General features: G+C 65.5%; 22 protein-coding genes and 4 tRNA genes. 8 read left to right on the plus strand and 18 right to left on the minus strand.

The features are described 5' to 3' along the window. The 5 genes from rpoC to rplJ form a co-directional block, all read right to left on the minus strand. On the minus strand, positions 1-2,246 hold a 2,246-nt coding region (gene rpoC, locus NA12_RS13625; RefSeq protein WP_067449779.1), incomplete at its 3' end, for a DNA-directed RNA polymerase subunit beta'. A gap of 107 nt (positions 2,247-2,353) precedes the next feature. Continuing rightward, a complete protein-coding gene (gene rpoB, locus NA12_RS13630; protein ID WP_067449785.1) occupies positions 2,354-5,854 on the minus strand; it encodes a DNA-directed RNA polymerase subunit beta in 3,501 nt (1,166 codons plus the stop codon). 636 nt (positions 5,855-6,490) lie between these two features. Further along, positions 6,491-7,570 carry an ABC transporter ATP-binding protein gene (locus NA12_RS13635; RefSeq protein WP_067449786.1) on the minus strand — a complete coding sequence of 360 codons (1,080 nt, stop codon included), beginning with the start codon at positions 7,568-7,570 and terminating at the stop codon, positions 6,491-6,493. Positions 7,571-7,802: 232 nt separating this feature from the next. Continuing rightward, on the minus strand, positions 7,803-8,186 hold the full coding sequence (gene rplL / locus NA12_RS13640) for a 50S ribosomal protein L7/L12 (RefSeq protein ID WP_067449789.1): 384 nt from the start codon (positions 8,184-8,186) through the stop codon (positions 7,803-7,805). A 63-nt stretch (positions 8,187-8,249) separates the two neighbouring features. Beyond that, positions 8,250-8,813 carry a 50S ribosomal protein L10 gene (gene rplJ, locus NA12_RS13645; protein ID WP_067449790.1) on the minus strand — a complete coding sequence of 188 codons (564 nt, stop codon included), beginning with the start codon at positions 8,811-8,813 and terminating at the stop codon, positions 8,250-8,252. 416 nt (positions 8,814-9,229) lie between these two features. Here rplJ and NA12_RS13650 point away from each other — a divergent pair, with 416 nt between their 5' ends. Next, a complete protein-coding gene (locus NA12_RS13650; RefSeq protein WP_067449792.1) occupies positions 9,230-10,846 on the plus strand; it encodes an MFS transporter in 1,617 nt (538 codons plus the stop codon). A 79-nt stretch (positions 10,847-10,925) separates the two neighbouring features. Here NA12_RS13650 and rplA read toward each other — a convergent pair whose 3' ends face one another. The 10 genes from rplA to NA12_RS13700 form a co-directional block, all read right to left on the minus strand. Then, complete coding sequence (rplA, locus tag NA12_RS13655) at positions 10,926-11,639, minus strand: 50S ribosomal protein L1 (protein WP_067449794.1); 714 nt, start codon at positions 11,637-11,639, stop codon at positions 10,926-10,928. A gap of 79 nt (positions 11,640-11,718) precedes the next feature. After that, positions 11,719-12,153, minus strand: coding sequence for a 50S ribosomal protein L11 (rplK, locus tag NA12_RS13660; protein WP_019049397.1), 435 nt, complete (start codon positions 12,151-12,153; stop codon positions 11,719-11,721). A gap of 215 nt (positions 12,154-12,368) precedes the next feature. Then, positions 12,369-13,187: a transcription termination/antitermination protein NusG gene (gene nusG / locus NA12_RS13665; RefSeq protein WP_067449897.1), complete on the minus strand. Its 819-nt coding sequence runs from the start codon at positions 13,185-13,187 to the stop codon at positions 12,369-12,371. A 112-nt stretch (positions 13,188-13,299) separates the two neighbouring features. Further along, a complete protein-coding gene (gene secE / locus NA12_RS13670) occupies positions 13,300-13,680 on the minus strand; it encodes a preprotein translocase subunit SecE (RefSeq protein ID WP_067449796.1) in 381 nt (126 codons plus the stop codon). Positions 13,681-13,711: 31 nt separating this feature from the next. Further along, positions 13,712-13,784: transfer RNA gene (locus NA12_RS13675), tRNA-Trp, on the minus strand. A gap of 194 nt (positions 13,785-13,978) precedes the next feature. Next, positions 13,979-15,052, minus strand: a complete 1,074-nt coding sequence (locus tag NA12_RS13680) for a fused (3R)-hydroxyacyl-ACP dehydratase subunits HadA/HadB (RefSeq protein ID WP_067449797.1) — start codon at positions 15,050-15,052, stop codon at positions 13,979-13,981. Positions 15,053-15,216: 164 nt separating this feature from the next. Next, the gene (gene rpmG, locus NA12_RS13685; protein ID WP_067449800.1) at positions 15,217-15,387 is read right to left on the minus strand and encodes a 50S ribosomal protein L33; all 171 of its coding nucleotides are present in this window, start codon (positions 15,385-15,387) and stop codon (positions 15,217-15,219) included. A gap of 36 nt (positions 15,388-15,423) precedes the next feature. Continuing rightward, positions 15,424-15,499: transfer RNA gene (locus NA12_RS13690), tRNA-Met, on the minus strand. Between the two features lie 59 nt (positions 15,500-15,558). Further along, a tRNA-Thr gene (locus NA12_RS13695) sits at positions 15,559-15,631 on the minus strand. A gap of 242 nt (positions 15,632-15,873) precedes the next feature. Beyond that, a tRNA-Tyr gene (locus tag NA12_RS13700) sits at positions 15,874-15,956 on the minus strand. A 178-nt stretch (positions 15,957-16,134) separates the two neighbouring features. Between NA12_RS13700 and NA12_RS13705 the strand changes: the two genes are divergently transcribed. Then, positions 16,135-16,626: a YajQ family cyclic di-GMP-binding protein gene (locus tag NA12_RS13705; protein ID WP_056814350.1), complete on the plus strand. Its 492-nt coding sequence runs from the start codon at positions 16,135-16,137 to the stop codon at positions 16,624-16,626. A 144-nt stretch (positions 16,627-16,770) separates the two neighbouring features. On the opposite strand, the gene htpX is transcribed toward NA12_RS13705, so the two are convergent. Continuing rightward, on the minus strand, positions 16,771-17,637 hold the full coding sequence (gene htpX, locus NA12_RS13710; protein WP_067449802.1) for a zinc metalloprotease HtpX: 867 nt from the start codon (positions 17,635-17,637) through the stop codon (positions 16,771-16,773). Between the two features lie 172 nt (positions 17,638-17,809). After that, on the minus strand, positions 17,810-18,832 hold the full coding sequence (locus NA12_RS13715; RefSeq protein ID WP_067449807.1) for a polyprenyl synthetase family protein: 1,023 nt from the start codon (positions 18,830-18,832) through the stop codon (positions 17,810-17,812). Between the two features lie 145 nt (positions 18,833-18,977). On the opposite strand from NA12_RS13715, the gene NA12_RS13720 reads away from it, so the two are divergent. From NA12_RS13720 to NA12_RS13730, 3 genes are read left to right on the plus strand one after another with little or no spacing between them, the layout of a single operon-like run. Further along, a complete protein-coding gene (locus NA12_RS13720; protein WP_067449809.1) occupies positions 18,978-20,243 on the plus strand; it encodes a geranylgeranyl reductase family protein in 1,266 nt (421 codons plus the stop codon). Positions 20,244-20,271: 28 nt separating this feature from the next. Beyond that, entirely contained in the window at positions 20,272-20,733 is a 462-nt protein-coding gene (locus NA12_RS13725) for a helix-turn-helix transcriptional regulator (RefSeq protein ID WP_067449811.1), read from the plus strand. A 9-nt stretch (positions 20,734-20,742) separates the two neighbouring features. Beyond that, positions 20,743-21,159, plus strand: a complete 417-nt coding sequence (locus NA12_RS13730) for a VOC family protein (RefSeq protein ID WP_067449812.1) — start codon at positions 20,743-20,745, stop codon at positions 21,157-21,159. 43 nt (positions 21,160-21,202) lie between these two features. Here the strand turns inward: NA12_RS13730 and NA12_RS13735 are convergent, their stop codons facing one another. Beyond that, complete coding sequence (locus NA12_RS13735) at positions 21,203-21,700, minus strand: DUF2505 domain-containing protein (RefSeq protein WP_067449819.1); 498 nt, start codon at positions 21,698-21,700, stop codon at positions 21,203-21,205. 101 nt (positions 21,701-21,801) lie between these two features. On the opposite strand from NA12_RS13735, the gene NA12_RS13740 reads away from it, so the two are divergent. From NA12_RS13740 to NA12_RS13750, 3 genes are all read left to right on the plus strand, one after another. Further along, complete coding sequence (locus tag NA12_RS13740) at positions 21,802-22,242, plus strand: DUF3592 domain-containing protein (protein WP_174551083.1); 441 nt, start codon at positions 21,802-21,804, stop codon at positions 22,240-22,242. A 72-nt stretch (positions 22,243-22,314) separates the two neighbouring features. After that, on the plus strand, positions 22,315-23,457 hold the full coding sequence (locus NA12_RS13745) for a glycosyltransferase family 4 protein (protein ID WP_067449820.1): 1,143 nt from the start codon (positions 22,315-22,317) through the stop codon (positions 23,455-23,457). Between the two features lie 51 nt (positions 23,458-23,508). Further along, entirely contained in the window at positions 23,509-24,222 is a 714-nt protein-coding gene (locus NA12_RS13750; protein WP_067449821.1) for a demethylmenaquinone methyltransferase, read from the plus strand. The last annotated feature ends 56 nt before the right edge of the window (positions 24,223-24,278 follow it).

Here is a 24,278-nt window from a genome sequence, read left to right on the forward strand (position 1 = left end):
TCGTAGCGTTCCATGATCTCGGGCTTCTCCGGCGGAACGAGCACGTCCGACATGGAGACGGTGACACCCGAACGCGTGGCCCAGTAGAAGCCCGCGTCCTTGAGCTTGTCGACGGTCTGCGCGACGACGATCATCGGGTAGCGCTCGGCCAGATCGTTGATGATCGTGGCCTGACGCTTCTTCGGCATCGGCTCGTTGATGTAGGCGTAGTCCGCCGGAAGCAGATCGTTGAAGATCACCCGACCCAGCGTGGTCTCGGCCAGCCACGCGTCGCCGCGCTTCCAGCCGTCCGGGAACAGCTCGCTCTCGATATCGCGCGGCGGGCGCTGCTCGGTCAGCCGCACCTTGATGGTGGACCGCACGGTCAGCTCGCCACGATCGACCGCCATCTGCGCCTCGGCGGGCGAGGAGTACACGCCGTACTCCGGCTCGTCCTTGGCGGCGGCCTGGTACGTGCCGACACCGTTCTCGTCGAGACGGGTCAGGTAGAACAGGCCCGTGACCATGTCCAGACGCGGCATCGCCAGCGGGCGACCCGACGCCGGGGACAGGATGTTGTTCGACGACAGCATCAGGATGCGCGCCTCGGCCTGCGCCTCCGCGGACAGCGGAAGGTGCACGGCCATCTGGTCACCGTCGAAGTCGGCGTTGAACGCTTCACAGACGAGCGGGTGCAGCTGGATCGCCTTGCCTTCGACCAGCTGGGGCTCGAAGGCCTGGATGCCGAGGCGGTGCAGGGTGGGCGCACGGTTGAGCAGCACCGGGTGCTCGGCGATGACCTCTTCGAGGACATCCCACACCTGAGCGCGCTGACGCTCGACCATCCGCTTGGCGGACTTGATGTTCTGCGCGTGGTTCAGATCCACCAGACGCTTCATGACGAACGGCTTGAACAGCTCGAGCGCCATCAGCTTCGGCAGACCACACTGGTGCAGCTTGAGCTGCGGACCGACGACGATCACGGAGCGACCGGAGTAGTCCACGCGCTTGCCGAGCAGGTTCTGACGGAAACGACCCTGCTTGCCCTTGAGCAGATCGCTCAGCGACTTCAGCGGGCGGTTACCCGGTCCGGTGACCGGACGGCCACGACGGCCGTTGTCGAACAGTGCGTCGACCGACTCCTGCAGCATCCGCTTCTCGTTGTTCACGATGATCTCGGGCGCACCCAGATCGATCAGTCGCTTCAAACGGTTGTTGCGGTTGATCACGCGGCGGTACAGGTCGTTCAGGTCGGAGGTGGCGAAACGGCCACCGTCGAGCTGAACCATCGGACGCAGCTCCGGCGGGATCACCGGGACAGCGTCGAGCACCATGCCCATCGGCGAGTTGCCGTTGGTCTGGAAGGCCGCGACGACCTTCAGTCGCTTGAGCGCGCGCAGCTTCTTCTGGCCCTTGCCCGAGCGAATGGTCTCGCGCAGCTTCTCGGCCTCGGCGTTGATGTCGAAGTTCTCCATCAGCTTCTGGATGGACTCCGCACCCATGGCACCGGTGAAGTACTCGCCGTAGCGGTCGACGAGCTCGCGGTAGAGCACCTCGTCGACGATGAGCTGCTGAACAGCCAGCTTGGTGAAGGTGGTCCAGATCTCGTCGAGACGATCCAGCTCACGCTGCGAGCGGTCGCGCAGCTGACGCATTTCGCGCTCGCCGCCGTCCTTGACCTTGCGACGCACGTCGGACTTGGCGCCTTCGGCTTCCAGCTCGGCCAGGTCGGCCTCGAGCTTCTGCGCACGGGCCTCGAGGTCGGCGTCGCGCTGATCGGCGACCGACTTCTTCTCGACCTCCATCTCGGCTTCGAGCGTGGAGAGCTCGTTGTGACGCAGCTCCTCGTCGACACCGACGATGACGTAGGCGGCGAAGTAGATGATCTTCTCGAGATCCTTCGGCGCCAGGTCGAGCAGGTAACCCAAGCGCGACGGAACGCCCTTGAAGTACCAGATGTGGGTGACCGGAGCGGCCAGCTCGATGTGGCCCATCCGCTCACGACGCACCTTGGCGCGAGTCACCTCGACGCCACAGCGCTCACAGATGATGCCCTTGAAGCGGACACGCTTGTACTTGCCGCAGTAGCACTCCCAGTCCCGGGTGGGACCGAAGATCTTCTCGCAGAAGAGTCCGTCCTTCTCCGGCTTGAGCGTGCGGTAGTTGATGGTCTCCGGCTTCTTCACCTCGCCGAAGGACCACTGGCGGATGTCGTCGGCGGAGGCAAGGCCGATCCGGAGTTCATCGAAGAAGTTGACGTCTAGCACGTAACTTCCTTTCCCCTATTCGGGTCGAATTCGAGCAAAAGTTCACTAGTTGTCGAGCGCGGTGCGCGGTGCGCCTCGCTTCCACAGCGAAGCGCACCGCTTACCACCTAGTTCGCCAGATCGTCGATGGTGGCGGCTTCGTTCCTGGACAGGTTGATGCCCAGGTTCGCGGCCGCGCGCTCCAGATCCTCGTCTTCGCCGCCGCCCATCTCGATCGCGGCGCCGTCCGAAGACAGCACCTCGACGTTGAGGCACAGCGACTGGAGTTCCTTGAGGAGCACCTTGAACGACTCCGGAATGCCCGGCTCCGGAATGTTCTCGCCCTTGACGATGGCCTCGTAGACCTTCACGCGGCCGACCACGTCGTCGGACTTGATGGTCAGGAGTTCCTGCAGCGTGTACGCCGCGCCGTAGGCCTGCATGGCCCAGCACTCCATCTCACCGAATCGCTGACCACCGAACTGCGCCTTACCACCCAGCGGCTGCTGCGTGATCATCGAGTACGGGCCGGTCGAACGGGCGTGGATCTTGTCGTCGACCAGGTGGTGCAGCTTCAGGATGTACATGTAACCGACCGCGACCGGGTACGGGAACGGCTCACCCGAACGACCGTCGAACAGCGTCGACTTGCCGTCGGCGTTGACCATCCGCTCACCGTCACGGTTGGGCAGGGTCGAGCCGAGCAGACCGGTCAGCTCGTCATCCTTGGCGCCGTCGAAGACGGGCGTGGCGATGTTCGAGTCGGCCGGCGCGGACAGCATTTCCTCGGGCAGCGTCGCCGCCCACTCGGGACGGGTGCCGTCCGCGGCCACGTCGATATTCCAGCCGGCCTTACCGATCCACCCGAGATGGGTTTCCAGGATCTGGCCGATGTTCATACGACGGGGCACACCGTGGGTGTTCAGGATGATGTCGACCGGCGTGCCGTCGGGCATGAACGGCATGTCCTCGACGGGGAGGATCTTGCCGATGACGCCCTTGTTGCCGTGGCGACCGGCGAGCTTGTCGCCGTCCTGGATCTTGCGCTTCTGGGCCACGTAGACGCGGACCAGCTCGTTCACGCCGGGAGGCAGATCGTCGTCGTCCTCGCGCGAGAACACGCGGATGCCGATGACCTTGCCGGACTCACCGTGGGGCACCTTCAGCGAGGTGTCGCGAACTTCGCGAGCCTTCTCACCGAAGATGGCACGCAGCAGACGCTCTTCCGGGGTGAGCTCGGTCTCGCCCTTGGGCGTGACCTTGCCGACCAGGATGTCGCCGTCGCGGACCTCGGCACCGATACGGATGATGCCGCGCTCGTCGAGGTCGGCGAGGACCTCGTCGGAGACGTTCGGGATATCCCGAGTGATCTCCTCGGCGCCGAGCTTGGTGTCGCGGGCGTCGATCTCGTGCTCTTCGATGTGGATCGAGGTGAGAACGTCCTCTTCCACGAGGCGCTGCGACAGGATGATCGCGTCCTCGTAGTTGTGGCCTTCCCACGGCATGATCGCGACGAGCAAGTTCTTGCCCAGCGCCATCTCACCGTTCTCGGTGCAGGGGCCGTCCGCGAGGACCTGCCCCTTCTCCACCCGATCGCCCTCGTCCACGATGGGACGCTGGTTCGAGCAGGTGCCCTGGTTCGACCGGTTGAACTTGCGCATCCGGTAGGACTTGCGGCTGCCGTCGTCGGCCATCACGGTGACGTAATCGGCCGAGACCTCCTCGACCACACCGGGCTTCTCGTTCACGACGACGTCACCGGCGTCGACGGCGGCGCGCAGCTCCATGCCGGTGCCCACGATCGGAGACTCGGAACGGATCAGCGGCACGGCCTGACGCTGCATGTTCGCGCCCATCAGGGCACGGTTGGCATCGTCGTGCTCGAGGAACGGGATCATGGCCGTCGCGACCGACACCATCTGGCGCGGCGAGATGTCCATGTAGTCGACCTGCGCCGGCGTCACGAACTCGACCTCTTCGCCCGCACGGCGGACGAGGACCTTCTCCTCGAGGAAGCGACCCTCGGCGTCGACCGGGGAGTTGGCCTGCGCGCGAACGTAGCGGTCTTCCTCGTCGGCGGTCAGGTACTTGACCTCGTCGGTGACCTTGCCGTCGACAACCTTCTGGTACGGCGTCTCGATGAAGCCGAACGGGTTGACCCGCGCGTACACCGACAGCGAACCGATCAGGCCGATGTTCGGGCCTTCCGGGGTCTCGATCGGGCACATGCGGCCGTAGTGCGACGGGTGGACGTCACGAACTTCCAGACCGGCACGCTCACGGGACAGACCACCCGGGCCCAGCGCCGACAGGCGGCGCTTGTGGGTCAGACCCGACAGCGGGTTGTTCTGGTCCATGAACTGCGACAGCTGGGAGGTTCCGAAGAACTCCTTGATCGCGGCGACAACCGGACGGATGTTGATCAGGGTCTGCGGCGTGATCGCCTCGACGTCCTGAGTGGTCATCCGCTCACGAACGACACGCTCCATGCGGGACAGGCCGACGCGGATCTGGTTCTGGATGAGCTCGCCGACGGTGCGCAGACGACGGTTACCGAAGTGGTCGATGTCGTCGATCTCGACGGGGACCTCTTCACCGCCGGGGGCGGTCATCGTGCGGTCACCGGCGTGCAGACGCACCAGGTACTCGATGGTGTCGACGATGTCTTCCTTGGTGAGAACCGAGGAGGTCACCGGCTCGTGCACGTGGATGCCGAGCTTCTTGTTGATCTTGTAACGACCGACGCGAGCCAGGTCGTAGCGCTTCTCCTTGAAGAACAGGTTCTCCAGCAGGGTCTGCGCGGACTCCTTGGTCGGCGGCTCGCCCGGACGCAGCTTGCGATAGATATCGAGCAGCGCCTCGTCCTGGCCGGGCGTGCTGTCCTTCTCCAGGGTGGACATCATGATCTCGGAGAAGCCGAAACGCTCGACGATCTCCTCGGTCGTCCAACCCAGCGCCTTGAGCAGCACGGTGACCGGCTGACGACGCTTGCGGTCGATACGGACACCGACGGTGTCGCGCTTGTCGACGTCGAACTCCAGCCACGCGCCGCGCGACGGGATCACGCGCACGCTGTGCAGGTCCTTCTCGGTGGTCTTGTCGATGTTGTGATCGAAGTAGACGCCCGGGGAGCGGACCAGCTGCGAGACGACGACACGCTCGGTGCCGTTGATGATGAAGGTGCCCTTGTCGGTCATCATGGGGAAATCGCCCATGAACACCGTCTGGCTCTTGATCTCGCCGGTGTTGTTGTTGATGAACTCCGCGGTGACGAACAACGGCGCCGCGTAGGTCATGTCCTTCTCTTTGCACTCATCGATGGAGGCCTTGACCTCTTCGAAGCGCGGATCAGAGAACGACAGGGACATGGACCCGGAGAAGTCCTCGATCGGCGAGAGCTCTTCGAGCACCTCCTCGAGGCCGCCCGCGAGACCGACGTCGCCGCGAGCGGCTGCCTTCTCACGCCAGTCGGGTGTACCGACCAGCCAGGCGAACGAGTCCGTTTGTAGGTCGAGAAGTCCGGGCACCTCCAAGGGCTCTCGGATCTTCGCGAACGAAACCCTCAACGGGGCTCCGGGGATACCAGCCTTGGTCTGGGTGGAGACTGCCAAGATGCGTCCTTCCAGCACCTCACGCGCGTCGCGTGGTGGTCCGCGACCGTCGCTTGTCTGCTACGAATTCCGCTGGTTACAGCCCGAACGAAACCAGAACAAGCAGCAGCGGAAGTAACACCGGAAGGTGGAACTTTCGAGTGCGAATCAAGGTGTGGACAGGAGGCAGCCAGCGCAACGTCCAAACTTACACCCCTAGACAAGGGAGTGTCAACATACCATCCGTGTGACCGCACGCACGGGATAACGCGCCGAAGCCCTGTGACGCTGGCCGCGTCGGGTTCCTTCACCGCTCCGCACCCCGCCGCCGACTCCCCCGAGCCGACTGCCCACCTGGCGCTGAGCCCTCTATTCAACTGGCGCTCGACCCCTGCCGGGCCGAAGTCTCGCTGGCGCTGATGCCCCTTAACAGCTCACGCCGCTGTGAATAGCGTGACTGTTCGCGGGCCCCTCGTCAAGTGGCGCTCGAAGGTCTGTCCGCGATGCGAGATCGCCTGGCGCGCTGGGCATCCCCCACCCGTCGCCGCGGTCATTTTACTCGCGACACGCCGTGCGCGCCAGCTGGCCGACGGCCCGTCGGCAGCTGTTTTCCGCCCCGTCACGCAGAAGAGCCCCGGCCTTAAGGCCGGGGCTCATCCGAGGCGTGAAAGTCGCTCAGCCGTTGATCTGGCCGTGCGGAACCGTCTTGAACGTTTCGGTGGGCTGGTCACTGCCGCCGTAGGCAGCCATCACCTGAGTGTCATCGGAGGAATCCAGCGACTCGCGGATCGCCACCTGCGCCGCGTGCGGCAGGGTGTGGATGATCTCGCGCACGCGAGCCTGGCGACGGAACACGGCCTGACGGGCCGGCATGCCGGGCTCGGCCTTCATCTGCGGGATGATGCCGTCGATCTCCTCGGCGCCACCGTGATGGTGACCGGCGTCGACGAGCGCCTGCTCGCGCGCCATCTGCGCCTCGTCCTTCTCCTCCGACATACCGATCGGCCCGATCATGCGGCCGTTGAGGAACTGCTTGACCACCGGCTCCTCGCTGGTGAGCAGCACCTCGCGGGGGCCGAACATCACCAGCTGGCGACGGAACAGCATGCCGATGTTGTCCGGCACGGTGCGGGCCAGGTTGATGTTGTGCGTCACGATCAGGATCGTGGCGTCGATCTGCGCGTTGATGTTGAGCAGCAACTGCGCCAGGTACGAGGTACGCACCGGGTCCAGGCCCGAGTCGGGCTCGTCGACGAGGATGATCTGCGGGTCGAGGACCAGCGCGCGGGCCAGACCGGCGCGCTTGCGCATACCACCGGAGATCTCGCCGGGCAGTTTGCCCTCGGCGCCGAGCAGACCGGTCAGCTCGAGCTTCTCCATGACCACGCGGCGGATATCGGATTCCGACTTCTTCGTGTGCTCACGAAGCGGGAACGCGATGTTGTCGTACAGGTTCATCGAGCCGAACAGCGCGCCGTCCTGGAAAAGAACGCCGAATAGTTTGCGGATCTCGTAGAGCTCCTTGTTGGAGCAGGTCATGATGTCGGTGCCGTCGATGAAGATAGACCCACGCTCGGGCCGCAGCAGACCGATGAGTGACTTCAGGAACACCGACTTACCCGTACCCGAAGGGCCGAGCAACGCACTGACCTCACCCGAAGGGAGCGTGATCGACACGTCCTGCCAAATTCGCTGTGAACCGAAGGATTTTGTTACACCCTCGGTCCTGACCTCGACGCCCACTGCTACCTCCATTGATCCCTGCGAGCACCCCACCCGCGTTCCCGCGCGCTCACATCACGGCGGTGCGCTACGACTCTGTGGGTCCGGTCACTGTAACCCATCGGTGAGACGCGGCACACCCCTACATGACTGCAGAGTAACCTGGTGCGGCTCGTACGACCCGGATCACTTTCGCATGTCCGGACAAATAGCAAACGGACGGCCCGCAAGGGACCGTCCGTTCACAACAGCACTGGTTCCGAAATTACTTGACGGAAACCTTGGCGCCGGCCTCTTCGAGCTTCGCCTTGGCGGCCTCGGCGGCATCCTTGGCGACCTTCTCCAGGATCGGCTTCGGGGCGCCCTCGACCAGGTCCTTGGCTTCCTTCAGGCCCAGGCCCGAGACGATCTCACGGACCACCTTGATGACCTGGATCTTCTTGTCGCCGGCACCCTCGAGGATGACGTCGAACTCGTCCTGCTCTTCAGCGGCCTCGGCCGGAGCAGCGCCACCGGCGGCGGCGACGGCGACGGGGGCAGCGGCGGTGACCTCGAAGGTCTCCTCGAAGACCTTGACGAACTCAGCGAGCTCGAGCAGGGTCAGCTCCTTGAAGGCGCCGATCAGTTCTTCAGTGCTCAGCTTTGCCATGGTGTTTCCTTCCGATGGTGTACCTCGCGGCGCGTACGCACCCCGGGGCGGGTAATAGATGTCTTATTCGGCGTCAGCCGCGGGTGCTTCTTCGGCAGCAGGAGCGCCTTCGGCACTCGTGCGCTTCTCGAGCAGCGCCTGGGCGAGCCGGGCGACCTGCGAAGCGGGAGCGGCGAACAGGGCGGCGGCCTGTGCAGGCTTGGCCTTGAACGCACCGGCCAGCTTGGCCAGCAGCACCTCACGCGAATCGAGGTCAGCGATACGCTCGACCTCGGACACGGACAGCGCGCGGCCGTCCATGTATCCGCCCTTGATGACCAGGGACTTGTTGTCCTTGGCGAACTGCTTGAGCGCCTTGGCGGCATCGACCGGCTCACCCTTGATGAAGGTGATAGCGGTCGGGCCGACGAACAGCTCGTCGAGACCCGCCACACCGGCTTCGCCGGCAGCGATCTTGACGAGGGTGTTCTTGGCGACGGAGTACGTGGCGTCGGCGCCGAGCGCGCGACGCAGCTCGGTGAGCTTGCCGACCGACAGGCCACGGTATTCCGTGACAACAGTGGCCGTGGAGTTCTTGAACTGCTCCGCGATCTCCGCGACAGCGGTGACCTTTTCAGGTTTCGCCATACTTCGCCTCCTCTCTGATGTCGGTTTCGTTGGTGCACTACCGAATCAGGGGCCGGCGACAAAACGAACGCCCCGGACGCAAGGCGTACCGGGGCGCAAATAACTTCGGCCTCAGCTCTCCCTGCGTGGGTCGCCGGCAATGTCGCCGGACCTTCGATCGACACCGTGAAATTCGGCATCAACGACCAACGGTCTTCGGTAGAACGAATGGGTGTGGTCCGCGCCGGATGTATGCACATCCCGCATGACCATCGACCACTGTACCCGCACCCACCCCCATCTGCCAAAACGGGCCCCTCCCCGGCGAACTCGGCCGCATTTACTGTGACCCAGCCCACTCTGCTGTGCCGATGTGGCAGTGATCCTACGAAGAAAGTGTTACGCACGGTGACAGTAATCTGATTCACTCCGAAGCTATGGCAACCTCCATAGTCGCTCCATCAGTGCTGCTGGACCGGCGTTCGCAGCGGTTTCTCGCGCTCGCCGTCATCTGTCTGGCCGAATTGCTCGTGGTGCTCGACAACACCATCGTCAATGTCGCTCTTCCCTCGATCGGCGTCCAACTACGGACCGGCGTCTCCGGCCTGCAGTGGGTCGTCGACGCCTACACCCTGACCTTCGCCGGCCTGTTGCTGGCGGCGGGCAATCTCGGCGACCGCTACGGCCGCCGCCGGATCATGACCATCGGCCTCATCGGCATCGCGGTGATGTCGATCGGCGGCGCGCTCGCCGAGTCGATGACCCAGGTCATCGTCGCCAGAGCCGCGATGGGAGTCTTCGCCGCCGCGGTCTTCCCCGCCACCCTCGCCCTGATCATCAATATCTTCACCGACCGGCGTGAACGCGCGCTGGCCATCGCCGCGTGGACCGCGATGGCCGGGTTCGCGATCGCCATCGGCCCGATCTCTGGTGGCTGGCTACTCGAACACTTCAGTTGGCATTCGGTGTTCTGGATCAACGTGCCGGTGGCGGTGGTCGCGCTGATCGCGACGCTGCTCTGGGTGCCCGAATCGCGCGCCGATACGATCGGCCGTCTCGACCTCATCGGCATCGCGCTCTCGATCGCGGGAATCACATTGCTGGTGTGGTCGATCATCGAAGCGCCGCACAATGGCTGGCTCTCGCTCACCACACTGTGCACCGCGGCGCTCGGCGCCGTCCTGCTCGCCGCCTTCGTCGCCTGGGAATTGCGCACTGCCGCACCGATTCTCGATATGCGACTGTTCGGCAACCGCCGATTCTCGTTGCCCGCGCTGGCAATCGCCATCGGCTACTTCTCGATGTTCGGTTTCCTTTTCCTGATCACCCAGTACTTCCAGGGCGTGCGCGAATACACCCCGCTCGAATTCGGTATCGCCTCATTGCCGTTCGCCTTCTCGGTCGCGATCGGCGCGCCGGTCGCGACATTGCTGGCGCAACGGGTCGGCACCACCGCGGTGCTGGTGATCGGCCTGCTGCTCATCGGCGCGGGCCTCTACCTGGGCGGACAGGTCACCGTCGACAGCACCTACCTGATCGGCGTGCTGCCCTCGATGGTGCTGATGGCGCTGGGTCTGGGCATCGTGCAGGGACCGGCCACCGAATCCATCATGTCCTCGCTGCCGCTGAACGAGGCAGGCGCGGGCTCGGCCGTCAACGACACGACCCGCGAGATCGGCGGCACACTCGGCGTGGCGGTGCTCGGCTCGATCGTGGCCTCGTACTACACCAGCCGGATCGGCCCGCGCATCGACGCGATCCCGCTCACCATCATGAACGACAACGAGAAGAGCCTGGTCAAAGCCAGTCCACTGAGCGTGCTGGAACTGCGCAAACGCGAGCTGGCACCGTTCTTCGAGACCCAGCGCGAGAATCTGATCGTCGCCATGAAGGCCGCGACGCTGCAAGGCGCTCATGCCGCGTCCCTGGTCGCCACCGTCGCGGTGCTGGTCTGCGCGGTGATCGTCGCGACCCTGCTGCCGTGGCGACCGCACGACGGTGAGTCGGTATTGCTCGGCTGGCGCGACACTGACGACACCGAACCGAAGAACTGACGCCGAAAACAACGAGGGTGGGAACGCGATCGCGTTCCCACCCTCGTGTTGCTCTGGGGAGCTAACTGTCAGCCGAAGCTCACGCGTCCTCGTCGAGGAGGTTGCGGGTGCGGTTCGGGTCCACCGGGATGCCCGGTCCGGTGTTCGTCGAAACCGTGATCTTCTTGACGTAGCGGCCCTTGGCGGTCGACGGCTTCACACGCAGGATCTCGTCCAGCGCGGCGCCGTAGTTCTCCACCAGCTTGGCGTCGTCGAAGGACGCCTTGCCGATAACGAAGTGCAGGTTGGCCTGCTTGTCGACGCGGAAGTTGATCTTGCCGCCCTTGATCTCGTTGACGGCCTTGGTCACATCGTTGGTGACGGTGCCCGTCTTCGGGTTCGGCATCAGACCACGCGGGCCCAGGACACGCGCGATGCGGCCGACCTTGGCCATCTGGTCCGGGGTGGCGATCGCGGCGTCGAACTCGAGCCAGCCGCCCTGGATCCGCTCGATCAGGTCCTCGGCGCCCACGGCGTCGGCGCCTGCGGCCTCGGCCTCGGAAGCCTTCTCGCCCACAGCGAACACGATGACGCGGGCGGTCTTACCGGTGCCGTGCGGCAGGTTGACGGTGCCACGGACCATCTGGTCGGCCTTGCGGGGATCGACGCCGAGACGGACGGCGACCTCGACGGTCGCGTCGGTCTTGGTGGTCGCGGTCTCCTTCGCCAGGCGCGTGGCGGCCAGCGGGGAGTACAGGTTGTCGCGATCGACCTTCTCAGCAGCGGCGAGGTACGCCTTGCTTCGTTTTGCCATGATTTTCTGTCCTTAATGTTCTGGTTTCAGATGTGGTTTATTCGGGCCTGGCCGGCCCTCCCACATGTGAGCGAAACGCTCAGCCTTCGACGGTGATACCCATCGAACGCGCGGTACCGGCGATGATCTTCGCGGCCTGATCGAGATCAGTGGCGTTGAGATCCTCGGCCTTGGTCTTGGCGATCTCCCGGACCTGGTCCATGGTGACCTTCGCGACCTTGGTCTTGTGCGGCTCAGCGGAGCCCTTCTGCACACCGGCGGCCTTGAGCAGCAGACGAGCGGCAGGCGGGGTCTTCAGCTTGAAGTCGAACGTCCGGTCCTCGTACACCGAGATCTCGACCGGAATGACGTTGCCACGCTGCGACTCGGTCGCGGCGTTGTACGCCTTGCAGAACTCCATGATGTTGACGCCGTGCTGACCGAGCGCGGGGCCGACCGGCGGTGCCGGGTTGGCCGCGCCGGCCTGGATCTGCAGCTTGATGATCCCGGCGAGCTTCTTCTTCTTGGGGGGCATCTTTCTTCCTTGGCTTTCTGGGGTTCGGTTCCTTACGGTTGCCGTAAGCCTCGTATCCGCGCACGACTAGGCCCCGACAAGTACTGCGGGGAAGTCAGAACACGAACCAACACACTCTACTCGACCGGGCACACGACCCGGCAATCGGGTGGCGACCAGCACAAACACCAACGGCACCGCTCGTGAGCGGTGCCGTTGACGGGAGTGTGGAAATCCTAGATCTTGGAGACCTGGGTGAAGTTCAGCTCGACCGGGGTCTCACGACCGAAGATCGACACGAGCACCTTCAGCTTCTGCTGCTCGGCGTTGACCTCGGAGATCGAGGCGGGCAGCGTCGCGAACGGGCCGTCCATGACGGTGACCGACTCGCCGACCTCGAAGTCGACCTCGATGGTGGGCTTGCCCGATGCCGCGCTCCCGGCATCCGAACCACCGGCAGCAGCCGCGGCGGCGGCCTTCTTCTGCGCCTGCGCACCGGCCGGAACCAGGAACTTCACGACTTCGTTGATGGTCAGCGGAGTCGGCTTGGCGCCGGGGCCACCGCCGGTCATCCCGACGAAACCGGTGACACCGGGGGTGTTGCGCACCGCGCCCCACGACTCGTTGTTCAGTTCCATCCGGACCAGGATGTAGCCGGGCAGCACCTTGCGGTTGACGTTCTTCTTCTGGCCGTTCTTGATCTCGGTGACCTCTTCGGTCGGCACCTCGACCTGGAAGATGTAGTCCTCGAGACCGAGGTTCTGCACACGGGTCTCGAGATTGGTCTTGACCTTGTTCTCGTAACCCGCGTAGGAGTGCACGACGTACCAGTCTCCGGGCACACGGCGCAGCTTGGTCTTCATCGACTCGATCGGGTCGGCCTCGGGGTCTTCCTCGGTGGCGACTTCTTCGATCACGGCTTCGTCGACGACCTCGTCGGTAGCGGCTTCGTCGGCATCGGCGAGCTCGGCCTCGACCTCGTCGGTGGCGGTTTCCGCCACGACAGCGTCGTCAACCGGGAACTCGTCGTTGGTGTCGTTCTCCGGGGTGCTCACTGAGGCACTCGCTTCCTGTGTCGTCACGTACATCCTCTGGGTCCGGGTCGGGTGCGCGGAGCACACTCCGCCGTTCCGACCCGCGATCGGCTACCGGCGTGGGTGTCGGCGATCAGCCGAACAGCCAGTCGACACCCTTGACGAACGCCACGTCGATCCCGGCGATGAACGCGACCATGAAGACCACGAACACCAGAACGACAGTCGTATAGGTGACCATCTGCTTCCGGTTGGGCCAGATCACCTTGCGCAGTTCCGCGATGACCTCTCGCAGGAACTTGAGCAGCCGCTTGAACGGGTTGCTCGTCTTTGCCTTGCCGGCGGTCTTGTCTGCCTTACGCGACGCCGACGGCCGATCGAGCGTGGCCACCGAGCCATTGTCCGCCGGAGCATCCGACGTGCGCACACGACGAGCAGACCGCTTGCCACTCGGTCGAGTGGCAGCGGCGGTGTCCTCGCCGTCTTCGCCGCGAGTATCCCGCTCGTCGCTCACGTCGATCCTCTCTCGTCGCTGGCATTCAGGGCAGGGGCGACAGGACTTGAACCTGCAACCTGCGGTTTTGGAGACCGCTGCTCTGCCAATTGAGCTACGCCCCTTCGGTTGGACCAGCCTGAGCTGTAGTGCCCAACCACATTCGATATTCGGTTGTCCCCAGTGTCACACAACACGCGCGCCGCTTCCATGAGGAGATGACCCCTCGGGAAGATCAGCGCGCAGCATCTCGTGACCCCAGAGACCCGACTATACGTCACCGCGCTGGGTTATCGCCAATCCGGGACACCCGACCAGGTCAGGACAGCTGAACGGTTGCCGTGGCGCGGCCGAAGATCTTTTTGCCCGCCGACTTCGCCGTGATGGCGACTACAGCGGTGCGGGTCTGCGGATCGACCGATTTCACCTTGCCGTTGTATTCGACCTCGGCGGGCTTGTCGGAGCCGACGTAGACCGGACTGCTGAAGCGGACGTTGTATTCCTTCACCGCGCTGGGATCTCCCAGCCACGAGGTGACGAAACCGCCACCGAGACCCATCGTGAGCATGCCGTGCGCGACGACGTTGTCCAGGCCGACCAGCTGCACGACCTCGTCGCTCCAGTGGATCGGGTTCGCGTCGCCGGACACGCCCGCGTAGTTGACGAGGTCGCCCCGGGTGAGTCGAGCCACGCGGGTGGGCAACTCGTCGCCGACGGACACGCTGTCGAAGGACAGGGCGTGGGCGCTGACCGTCGGCTCCGGCTGCTTGGTGACCGGCTCAGGGGTGATCCCGAGGGAAAGCTCGGCCGGCGCGTGGTGGGCGGGCTCCTCGTCACCGAGCCCGTGCATCAGCACATTGCGAACAGCGTTCGACATCCGTGGATCGGTATCGCCGCCACTGCGGCCGATCAGGGTGGTGTAGGTCGTGAGCACCAGCTCGTCGTCCTGGGCGGTGACGATGTTCTTGGTCACGATCATGTCGCCACCGAATGCCTGCCGGAAAGAATGCAGATACACATCGCAGGTCAATCGGTCGCCGACCCGAATCGGGCGGTGGAATTCCAGGATCTGATCGGTTTGCATGATCTGACTCAGGTCGTAACCGGTCACGATCTGTTCGAACAGCTTGCGCTGGGCCAGGATGCCGACCAGCGAGATAAAGGTGAGCGGGGCGAGCAGGCCCTCGTGGCCGTACTCGCGCGCGATGTCTTCCTCCCAGTGCACCGGGTGGTATTCCTGCACCGCACGGGCGTATTCGCGCACCTTCTCGCGGCCGACCTCGTAGTAGTCGTCGACGCGGTAGTGGTGGCCGACCATCGACGCCGCGTGGGCGGCGGGATCGAAGGATTCGGCGGCTACGGCAGGGACCGCTTCGTCAGTTCCGGTGTTCACTGTCACAACGTGGACCTTACTCACTCGTAAGACCTCACCAAAGTAGACCGGCGCAAAATGTAATACGCCCGGGGATTACATCGGCCCCGAACTTCTCATGAACTTGCCCGGGAAAAGCACAAAGGCCGGACTCTCGTCCGGCCTTCGGCAGATGTTCTGGAAAACTAGCGCGACTCGCGGTGCGCCCGGTGGGTTCCGCAGTTCGGGCAGAACTTCTTCAGCTCGAGGCGATCCGGGTTGTTACGCCGGTTCTTCTTGGTGATGTAGTTGCGGTGCTTGCACTCGTCGCAGGCCAAGGTGATCTTTGGCCGGACATCGGTGGACTTCGCGGCCACGATTTGCCTTCTTTCCGGTCTGGGCTGAGTTGAAATTGGTAGCGATGGCCGGACTTGAACCGGCGACACAACGATTATGAGTCGTTTGCTCTACCAACTGAGCTACACCGCCACGGCGGACTTCTATCCCGATGATGCCGCGGTAAGCCGCTCACCACCGGCAATCCGGCGAGCCCCCTAACGGAATCGAACCGTTGACCTTTTCCTTACCATGGAAACGCTCTACCGACTGAGCTAAGGGGGCATGACAACGTGGCACAGAGTCTGTATCGGCAAGCCGATCAGCATGACCCCGTGCTCCGGCGTCCTGAACGAGATTACACACTCCTCGCCCACAGCACCAAATCGGCAGCTCAGGCCACCTTTACGCGCCTTCGAGCAGCGCGAAAGTTCGCCCTCGAGCACTTCGCGACCGGAAGCCGGCCGGGGCACACCCCAGGAACCAAGGAACCCCCGCCGATCTTGACGATCGACGGGGGTTCGATGTGGCAGATGTAGGATTCGAACCTACGTAGGCATAAGCCGACGGATTTACAGTCCGCTCCCATTGGCCGCTCGGGCAATCTGCCGTGTGCGCCGTTTCCGGTGCGCTGAGCAGCTTACAACGTACTCACCCGGACTATCAAAACGCCTGCACAGACCCCCTGCGGGCACCGGTCGGCGCCCGATGCGAGTACAACTGTCTCGGTGGTCGGCACAAAACCCGGCCCCGGAGTTCGCCGGACCTTCACAGGACAGGAGCGCAGTGTGGCTGATTCGTCATTCGACGTCGTGAGCAAGGTCGACCGTCAGGAGGTCGACAACGCTCTGCATCAGGCGGAGAAGGAGCTGAACTCGCGCTACGACTTCAAGGGCACCGATGCGTCGATCGCGTGGTCGGGCGAGGAGGCCATCGTGCTGACCGCCAATGCCGAGGAGCGGGTGCAGGCGGCGCTCGACGTCTTCAAGGAGAAGCTGATCCGTCGCGACATCTCGCTGAAGGCGTTCGACGCAGGCGAGGCACAGCCGTCGGGCAAAGTGTTCAAGATCACCGGCACGCTGGTGCAGGGCATCGACACCGAGAAAGCGAAGAAGATCTCCAAGAAGATCCGCGACGAGGGTCCCAAGGGCGTGAAGGCGCAGATCCAGGGCGAGGAGCTGCGGGTGAGCAGCAAGAAGCGCGATGATCTGCAGGAAGTGATCTCACTGCTCAAGGGCGAGGACTTCGGTATCGCCCTGCAGTTCGTCAACTATAGATAGCGGCTGGTGCCGCGGGGCCCTGAAATTTGGCGGCTGGTGCCGCGGTTTCGCGGCCCCCTGATGCCTCGCGGTCGAGGGCCGATACTGCGCCTGCGGCGTTCCGTCTCGGCCCTCGACCGCGAGGCGGGCCGCGAACCGTGGCGATCAGTGCCGATGGGTGTCGCCGCGTGCTAGGTCTTCGAGGCGTTTGATCCGCTCGTCCATCGGGGGGTGGGTGGAGTACCAGCGGGCCACACGGTCGCCCGCGCGGAACGGGTTGGCGATCATCAGGTGCGATTCGCTGGTGATCTTGGGGTCCGGCGGGAGCGGCGCCGCCTGGACACCGCGTTCGATCTTGCGCAGCGCCGAGGCAAGGGCCAACGGGTCGCCGGTGAGTTCGGCGCCGGACTGATCGGCCTGGTACTCCCGCGATCGCGAGACCGCCATCTTGATCAAGCCCGCCGCGATCGGGCCGAGCAGGGAGACCAGCAGCACGCCGATGATGTTCGGTCCGTTGCCGTCCCTGTTGCCGAACGAACTCGCGAAGAACGCCATATTCGCCAGACCGGTGATGACCGAGGCCATCGCGCCCGCTACCGACGAGATCAGGATGTCACGGTTGTAGACGTGGGACAGCTCGTGGCCGAGCACCGCGCGCAGCTCACGTTCGTCGAGTAACTGCAGGATGCCGCTGGTACAGCAGACCGCGGCATGGCGCGGATTACGGCCGGTCGCGAACGCGTTGGGGGCGCTGGTCGGACTGATGTAGAGCCGCGGCATCGGCTGACGCGCCGTGGTCGCGAGCTCGCGCACGATCCGATAGATGACCGGCGCCTCCAGTTCGCTCACCGGTTGCGCGTGCATCGCCTTCAACGCCAGCTTGTCGCTGTTGAAATAGGCGTAGGCGTTCATGCCGACGGCCAGCACGATCGAGATGATCAGGATCGTCGGGCTGCGGAACATCGCCCCGATGGCGACGATCAACGCCGACATCCCGACCATCAACCCGAACGTCTTGATGCCATTGGGCATTTCCGCCTCCCCGCGCCTGTGCCGGTCGTCAGGCGCTGCGTTCGTCAGGCATCGGGCCTGCGGTGGACAACGGGAACGGTGCTGGGCATACCCGGCGAGTTACCCATGTGCGGTCGGAATCTGTTGTTTCGTCGCGACAGGACAACGTGCGCCGAGTGGTGTTGGTTCCTGGTCAGCCGACACGTTCGATCGTGTAGCGGACCAAACGGGTGAGGGCGTCGTTGGCGGGGCCTGCGGGGAGCGCGGCGAGTTCGGTGTCGGCCAGGTCGGCGTACTCGGCGAGCTTTTCCTTGGCCAGCGCCATGCCGGGCGAGCGGCGCAGCAGTTCCAGCGCTTCGTCGACCTCGGCGTCGGTTTCCAGCGGGCGGGCCAGCAGCGTGCGCAGGCGGTCGCCGTCGGCCCCGGTCTCGCGCAGGGCGTAGAGCACCGGCAGGGTGTGCACACCTTCGCGCAGATCGGTGCCCGGCGTCTTGCCCGACTGCTCGGCCGAGGACGAGATGTCGATGATGTCGTCGGAGATCTGGAACGCGGTGCCGACCGCGTCGCCGAGCCGGGCCAGGCGTTCTACATGGTCGAGGCCCGCGCCGGAGAAGGTGCCGCCGAAGCGGCCCGCGGCGGCGATGAGCGAGCCGGTCTTCTCCCACACCACGCGCAGGTAGTGCTCGACGGGGTCGTGGGTCTGCTTGGCGCCCATGGTTTCCCGCATCTGGCCGGTGACCAGCTCGGCGAAGGTCTCGGCGATGATCCGGACCGCGTCGGGGCCGAGGGTGGAGGTCAGCCGCGAGGCGTGGGCGAACAGGTAGTCTCCCGCCAGGATCGCGATGCTGTTACCCCACCGCGAGTTGACGCTCTCCGCGCCGCGACGCTGGGTCGCCTCGTCCATGACATCGTCGTGGTAGAGCGTCGCGAGGTGGACGAGTTCCACGACCGTGCCCGCGGTGACCAGCGCCGGGTCGGTCGGATTCGGTCCGAGCTGACCGGTGAGCACGGTGAACAGCGGCCGGAACCGCTTGCCGCCCGCCCTGGCCAGATGCAGGGCCGCCTCCTGGAGGAATTCCGCACCGTCGGAGAGTTCGTCGACGAGCAGTTTCTCGACCGCGGCCAATCCGTCGCGCACAGTGAGGGCGAGTTCGGGATCGACGAGATCTACCCCGGCAACCACGGTGCTCTCGTCGCTCACAGCCGATGTGCTCATTATCTTCTCCCAGCGATCCGTCCGACCCCGACGGGTAGCAACCTAGCGTGTCCCGGCACGATGGCCGATGAACCCCGTCACACAGTGACAATTCCCGGTGTACCCGACACTCTCGCACAGCGACCGACAGTGCCAGTATTGAGCCATGGGTTCACCGGATCTCACCCCCGCCGACCATGCTCCGCTGCCTGCGACCGTCGAGGTGCTGGTGGTCGGGGCAGGGCCGGCCGGTTCCGCGGCGGCAGCGTGGGCCGCACGCGCCGGACGCGATGTGTTGCTGCTCGATTCGGCGGTTTTCCCGCGCGACAAGACCTGCGGCGACGGGCTGACGCCGCGCGCCACCGCCGAACTCGAGCATCTGGGCCTCGGCGAGTGGTTGCGCGCGCACACGGTGAACCACGGCCTGCGCATGGCGGGTTTCGGCCGGGAGGCGCTGCTGCCGTGGCCGGGTGGGTCCTTCCCGACGTACGGAAGTGCCGTTCCGCGAACCGAACTCGACGACAAGCTGCGCGAGACCGCGATCAAATCCGGTGCCCGGATGGTCGACGGCGCGAAGGTCACCGAGGTGCTGCGCGAGGGCGAGCGGGTGACCGGGGTGACGGTGCGTATCGGCGCGTCCACCCACACTGTGCGCTGCCGGGTGCTGGTGGTGGCCGACGGCGTGCGCTCGCCCATCGGCAAGCAACTGGGTCGCACCTGGCATCGCCGCTACGCCTACGGGACCGCGGCCCGCGCCTACATCAAGTCCGGTCGCAGCGACGATCAGTGGATCTCCTCGCACCTGGAGCTGCGCAATGCCGCCGACGAGCTGGTGCCCGGCTACGGCTGGATCTTCCCGCTCGGCAATGGCGAGGTGAACATCGGCGTCGGCTCGCTGGCCACCGAGGCGCGCCCCTCGCATATCGCGCTCAAGCCGCTGCTCGAGCACTACACCCGGCTGCGTCGCGAGGAATGGCAGCTCGACGGCGAACTGCGCGCCGTTGCCTCGGCGCTGCTGCCGATGGGCGGCGCGGTCTCGAACGTGGCGGGCCCGAACTGGGTGCTGGTCGGTGACGCCGCCGGCTGCGTGAACCCACTCAACGGCGAAGGCATCGACTACGGCCTCGAAGGCGGGCATATGCTCGCCGACCTGCTCGACGAGCCCGATCTGAGCCGAGCCTGGCCACAGCTGCTGCGTGACCATTACGGGCGCACCTTCTCGGTGGCGCGCAGGCTCGCGGGCCTGGCTACCCAGCCGAGGATGGTCCCGCTCGGCGGGCCGCCGGTGATGCGCTCGAAGTATCTGCAGCGCACGGCGGTTCGGGTGATGGGCAATCTGGTGACCGACGAGGATCTCGATCTCACGGCCCGCGCCTGGCGCGCTGCCGGACGGGCCTCGCTGCGCGCCGACGAACTCCCGCCCTTCAGCTGATGGCCGAGCGCGGGCGAGCGGAACGGTCGTGAGCGAGGCAGCGCGACGTCCGGTGCTCGCTCTGCTGCCACACCTGCGTAAAGCGCGTGACCTGGTCGACCGGCGGTACGCCGACCCGCTCGACCTCGACGAGCTCGCCCGCGCCGCCGGTGTCTCCAAGTACCACTTCCTGCGCGCGTTCGCCGCCGTGTACGGCCGCACCCCGGCGGTGTATCTGGCCGAGCGGCGGATCGAGCGTGCTCAGGACCTGTTGCGGTCGACCAACCTGACCGTCACCGAGGTGTGCATGCTGGTCGGGTATTCGAGCCTCGGCTCGTTCAGTGCCAAGTTCCGGCAACTCGTCGGGGTGACGCCGAGCGAGTACCAGACGAAATTCGCCGACGGGGCGCCGCATATCCCGGGCTGCTACGTCTTCATGCACGGGCTCTCCGACCGTGTCCGCCACGACACCGCAATTTCGGAGAAGCCCGATGCCACGCGGCGGCCATAGCCTGCAACCATGACAACGATCACGAACGTTTCCCTGGTCACCGTGTATGTCACCGATCAGGATGCCGCCAAGCAGTGGTACATCGACAAGCTCGGATTCGTCGAGACCGCGGATGTGAGCATGGGCGACAACGGCTTCCGCTGGGTGAGCATCGCCCACCCCGATCATCTCGAACTCGAGGTGACGCTGATGATCCCCGGCCCGCCGCTGACCGACGACCTCGCCGACGCGATCCGACGCGCGCTGGCCGACGGCACCCACGGCGCCCTCGGGCTGCGCACCGACGACTGCCAGAAGGCCTACCAGGATCTCACCGCGAAGGGGGTCGAGTTCATTGCGCCGCCCGCCGAACGCCCGTACGGCACCGAGGCGATCATTCGCGACAACTCGGGCAACTGGCTGGTGCTGGTCGAGAACCGCGGCTGACGCGCGGGTGCCGCTCGCCGCAGCGGCACCCGGCGTTGTCCGCTCAGAGCTTGGCGAACCAGCTCTCGATGAATTTGCGCTCGCTGTGCAGGACGCGCTGGTGCAACTGTTCAGCCAGCGGCTCGATGGCGCCGCCGACCAGCGGAACCTTCACCTTGACCGTGCCGACGACCTCGATCTCGCTGCCCTCGGCGGTGGGACGCAGTTCGTAGGTGCCAGACATCTCGGTGGTGATGCCGCTGGTGTTGCCGGTGAAACTGCCCTTGGCGACCTCGCCGGTCAGTGGCTGCCAGCTGTCGATGCGGACCAGGACGAGGTCGCTTTTGAGCACCTTGCGTACGAGCGCGGGAACCTTGTCTTTACCTGGGGTTTCGGTCATATGGATGGTAATCGAATCGGGGCCGTCGGGATGGGAGAGTTCGACGGTCGCGGTCTCGGCGACGGCGAAACGCGCCTGCCAGACGGCGTCGTCGACAAGTGCCCGGTGAAGCTCTTCGACCGGGACGGTGTAGGGCACGGTGAAGCTGAATTTGCGGGACATGCCGGAAATGCTAGGCGTATTCGCTGTGCTCGGCTGCGGCAGTCCCGAGCCCCGAACACGCGCCACCGGCCACCGGCACAACAGCCGGTACTGTGTGGCGGGTGTCGGAAACCAGCCTGTCGGAGCGGCGGAGCAAGCGCCTGCGACGGGTTCGGGTCTGGGTGATCGGGGCGGCAGCCGTGGTCAGTGTGCTGATGGTGCTGCTGGTACTCGCGGCCTGGCGCAATGATTTCGAGATCGCGCGCCATCGGGGCGTCACCTCCGGCGAGGTGCTGTCCGCGGGCAGGTTGCGTTCGGCGGTGATCTACGTGACGCCCGACAGCGTGACCCACAATCCGAAGGTCGGCATCCTGTATCCCACGAACCTGACCGCTGGTCAGCGGATCAACGTGGAGTACAGCACGCGCGATCCCGACCTGGTCCGGGTGGCCGGGCGCGATGCGCGGGTGGCGATCATCCCGGCGGCGTCGGTGATCGTTGTGGCGTGGGCGCTCGCCCTTCCGGTGCTGTGGATCGTGCGCCGCAAGCAGCGCGAGTCGTAACTTCGTTTGCTGTTCGTCCCGGCTTCACGTCGGTGTGGGTGTGTCGCGCGGTGCGGCGGTCACCCTGGAAGAGTGCGCGTAGCCATCGTCTCGGAGTCTTTCCTGCCGAACATGAACGGCGTCGTCAACTCCGTGCTGCGGGTGTTGGACCATCTGGACCAGCACGGTCACGACGCGATGATCGTGGCGCCCGATACTCTGCGCGGCGCCCCACCCGCACCTCGATTCCACGGCCGCTTCCCGGTGTACCGCGTGCCCGCGATGATGGTGCCGAAAGTCAGCTCGCTGCCGGTGGGGTTGCCGCAACCCGGTATCACCGCCGCTGTCGCCGCGTTCGATCCCGATGTAGTGCACCTGGCCTCGCCGTTCCTGCTCGGCGCGGGCGGGCTCGCCGCCGCCACCCGATTAGATCTGCCGACCGTCGCGGTGTATCAGACCGATGTGGCCGGATTCGCCAAGAGCTATGGGCTCGGGCTGGCCGCACGGGCCGCGTGGGCGTGGACGCGGCGAATCCACGAGGGCGCCACCCGCACGCTGGCACCGTCCTCGGCGGCCGCGCACGACCTCGCCGAGCACGGGATTCCCCGAGTGCACCGCTGGGGCCGCGGCGTGGATATCGCCCGGTTCAACCCCGCCGCGCGCAGTGCCGGGTTGCGGGCGACCTGGTTGGGTTCCGATGACCGGCTCGTGGTCGGGTTCGTGGGCAGGCTCGCACCGGAGAAGCACGTGGAACGGCTGGCCGCACTGGCCGGTGACCCGTCGATCCAGCTCGTCGTGGTGGGCGACGGACCGGAACGGGCCCGGCTGCGCAGGCTGATGCCGGACGCGGTGTTCACCGGCGAGCTGGGTGGCAGCGAGCTGGCGACGCACTACGCCAGCCTGGATGTGATGGTGCACCCCGGCGAGCACGAGACCTTCTGCCAGGGCGTGCAGGAAGCGCTGTCCTCGGGTGTGCCGGTGATCGGGCCCGACGCCGGTGGACCACGGGATCTGATCTCGCACTGCCGCAACGGATACCTGCTGCCGGTCGACCGGTTCGCGGAATTGCTGCCGAGCGCGGTGTCGGCCCTGCGCGACGCGGGCCAGCGCGGCCGGTTCGCGGCGGCGTCGCGCAAGTCGGTGCTGCATCGCACCTGGCCCGCGGTCTGCACCGAGCTGATGAGTCACTACGCCGACGTCACCGGAATGCGCACGCGATTGCCGCGGACGGCCTGAGTGGCCGAGCCCACCCGCGCTATCGCGGCGGAAAAACTCTAAGCTCGGTGCGTGGCGACAACAGAGCAGCGAGAACCGATTCGGGCTTCGCTGGACAAGCAACCCCACGAGGTCGCGTCGATGTTCGACGGTGTGGCGAAGCGCTACGACCTCACCAATACGGTCATCTCCGCCGGCCAGGATCGGTACTGGCGGTGGGCGACGCGCCGTGCGCTCGCGCTGCGTCCCGGCGAGCGGGTCCTCGACCTGGCCGCCGGCACCGGCGTCTCGACCGTGGAACTCGGCAAGTCCGGCGCCTGGTGCGTGGCCACCGACTTCTCCCAGGGCATGCTCGCGGCGGGCCGGTTCCGGCAGGTGCCGATGGTGGCGGGCGATGCGATGGCGCTGCCGTTCGCCGACGATTCGTTCGACGCGGTGACCATCTCGTTCGGGCTGCGCAATGTCGCTGATATCGATCTGGCGCTGCGCGAGATGCTGCGGGTGACCAAGCCGGGCGGACGGGTCGTGGTCTGCGAGTTCTCCACCCCGGTGTTCGGACCGTTCCGGACCGTGTACATGGAGTACCTCATGAAGGCGCTGCCCCGCGTGGCGCGCGCGGTGAGCTCCAACCCGGACGCCTACGTGTACCTGGCCGAGTCGATTCGTGCCTGGCCGAACCAGCGCAGGCTGGCCCGCCGGGTCGCCGACGCCGGTTGGGACTCGGTGCAGTGGCGTGACCTCACCGGTGGCGTGGTGGCACTGCACCGCGGCTTCAAGCTGGGCTGAAAGCTCGGTGGTGGCCGGGGTGAGTCCGGTCACCCCGGCCGGCACACGGTTGCGAC

The sequence above is a fragment of the Nocardia alba NBRC 108234 genome, from assembly GCF_001612665.1.
Lineage (GTDB): Bacteria > Actinomycetota > Actinomycetes > Mycobacteriales > Mycobacteriaceae > Nocardia > Nocardia alba.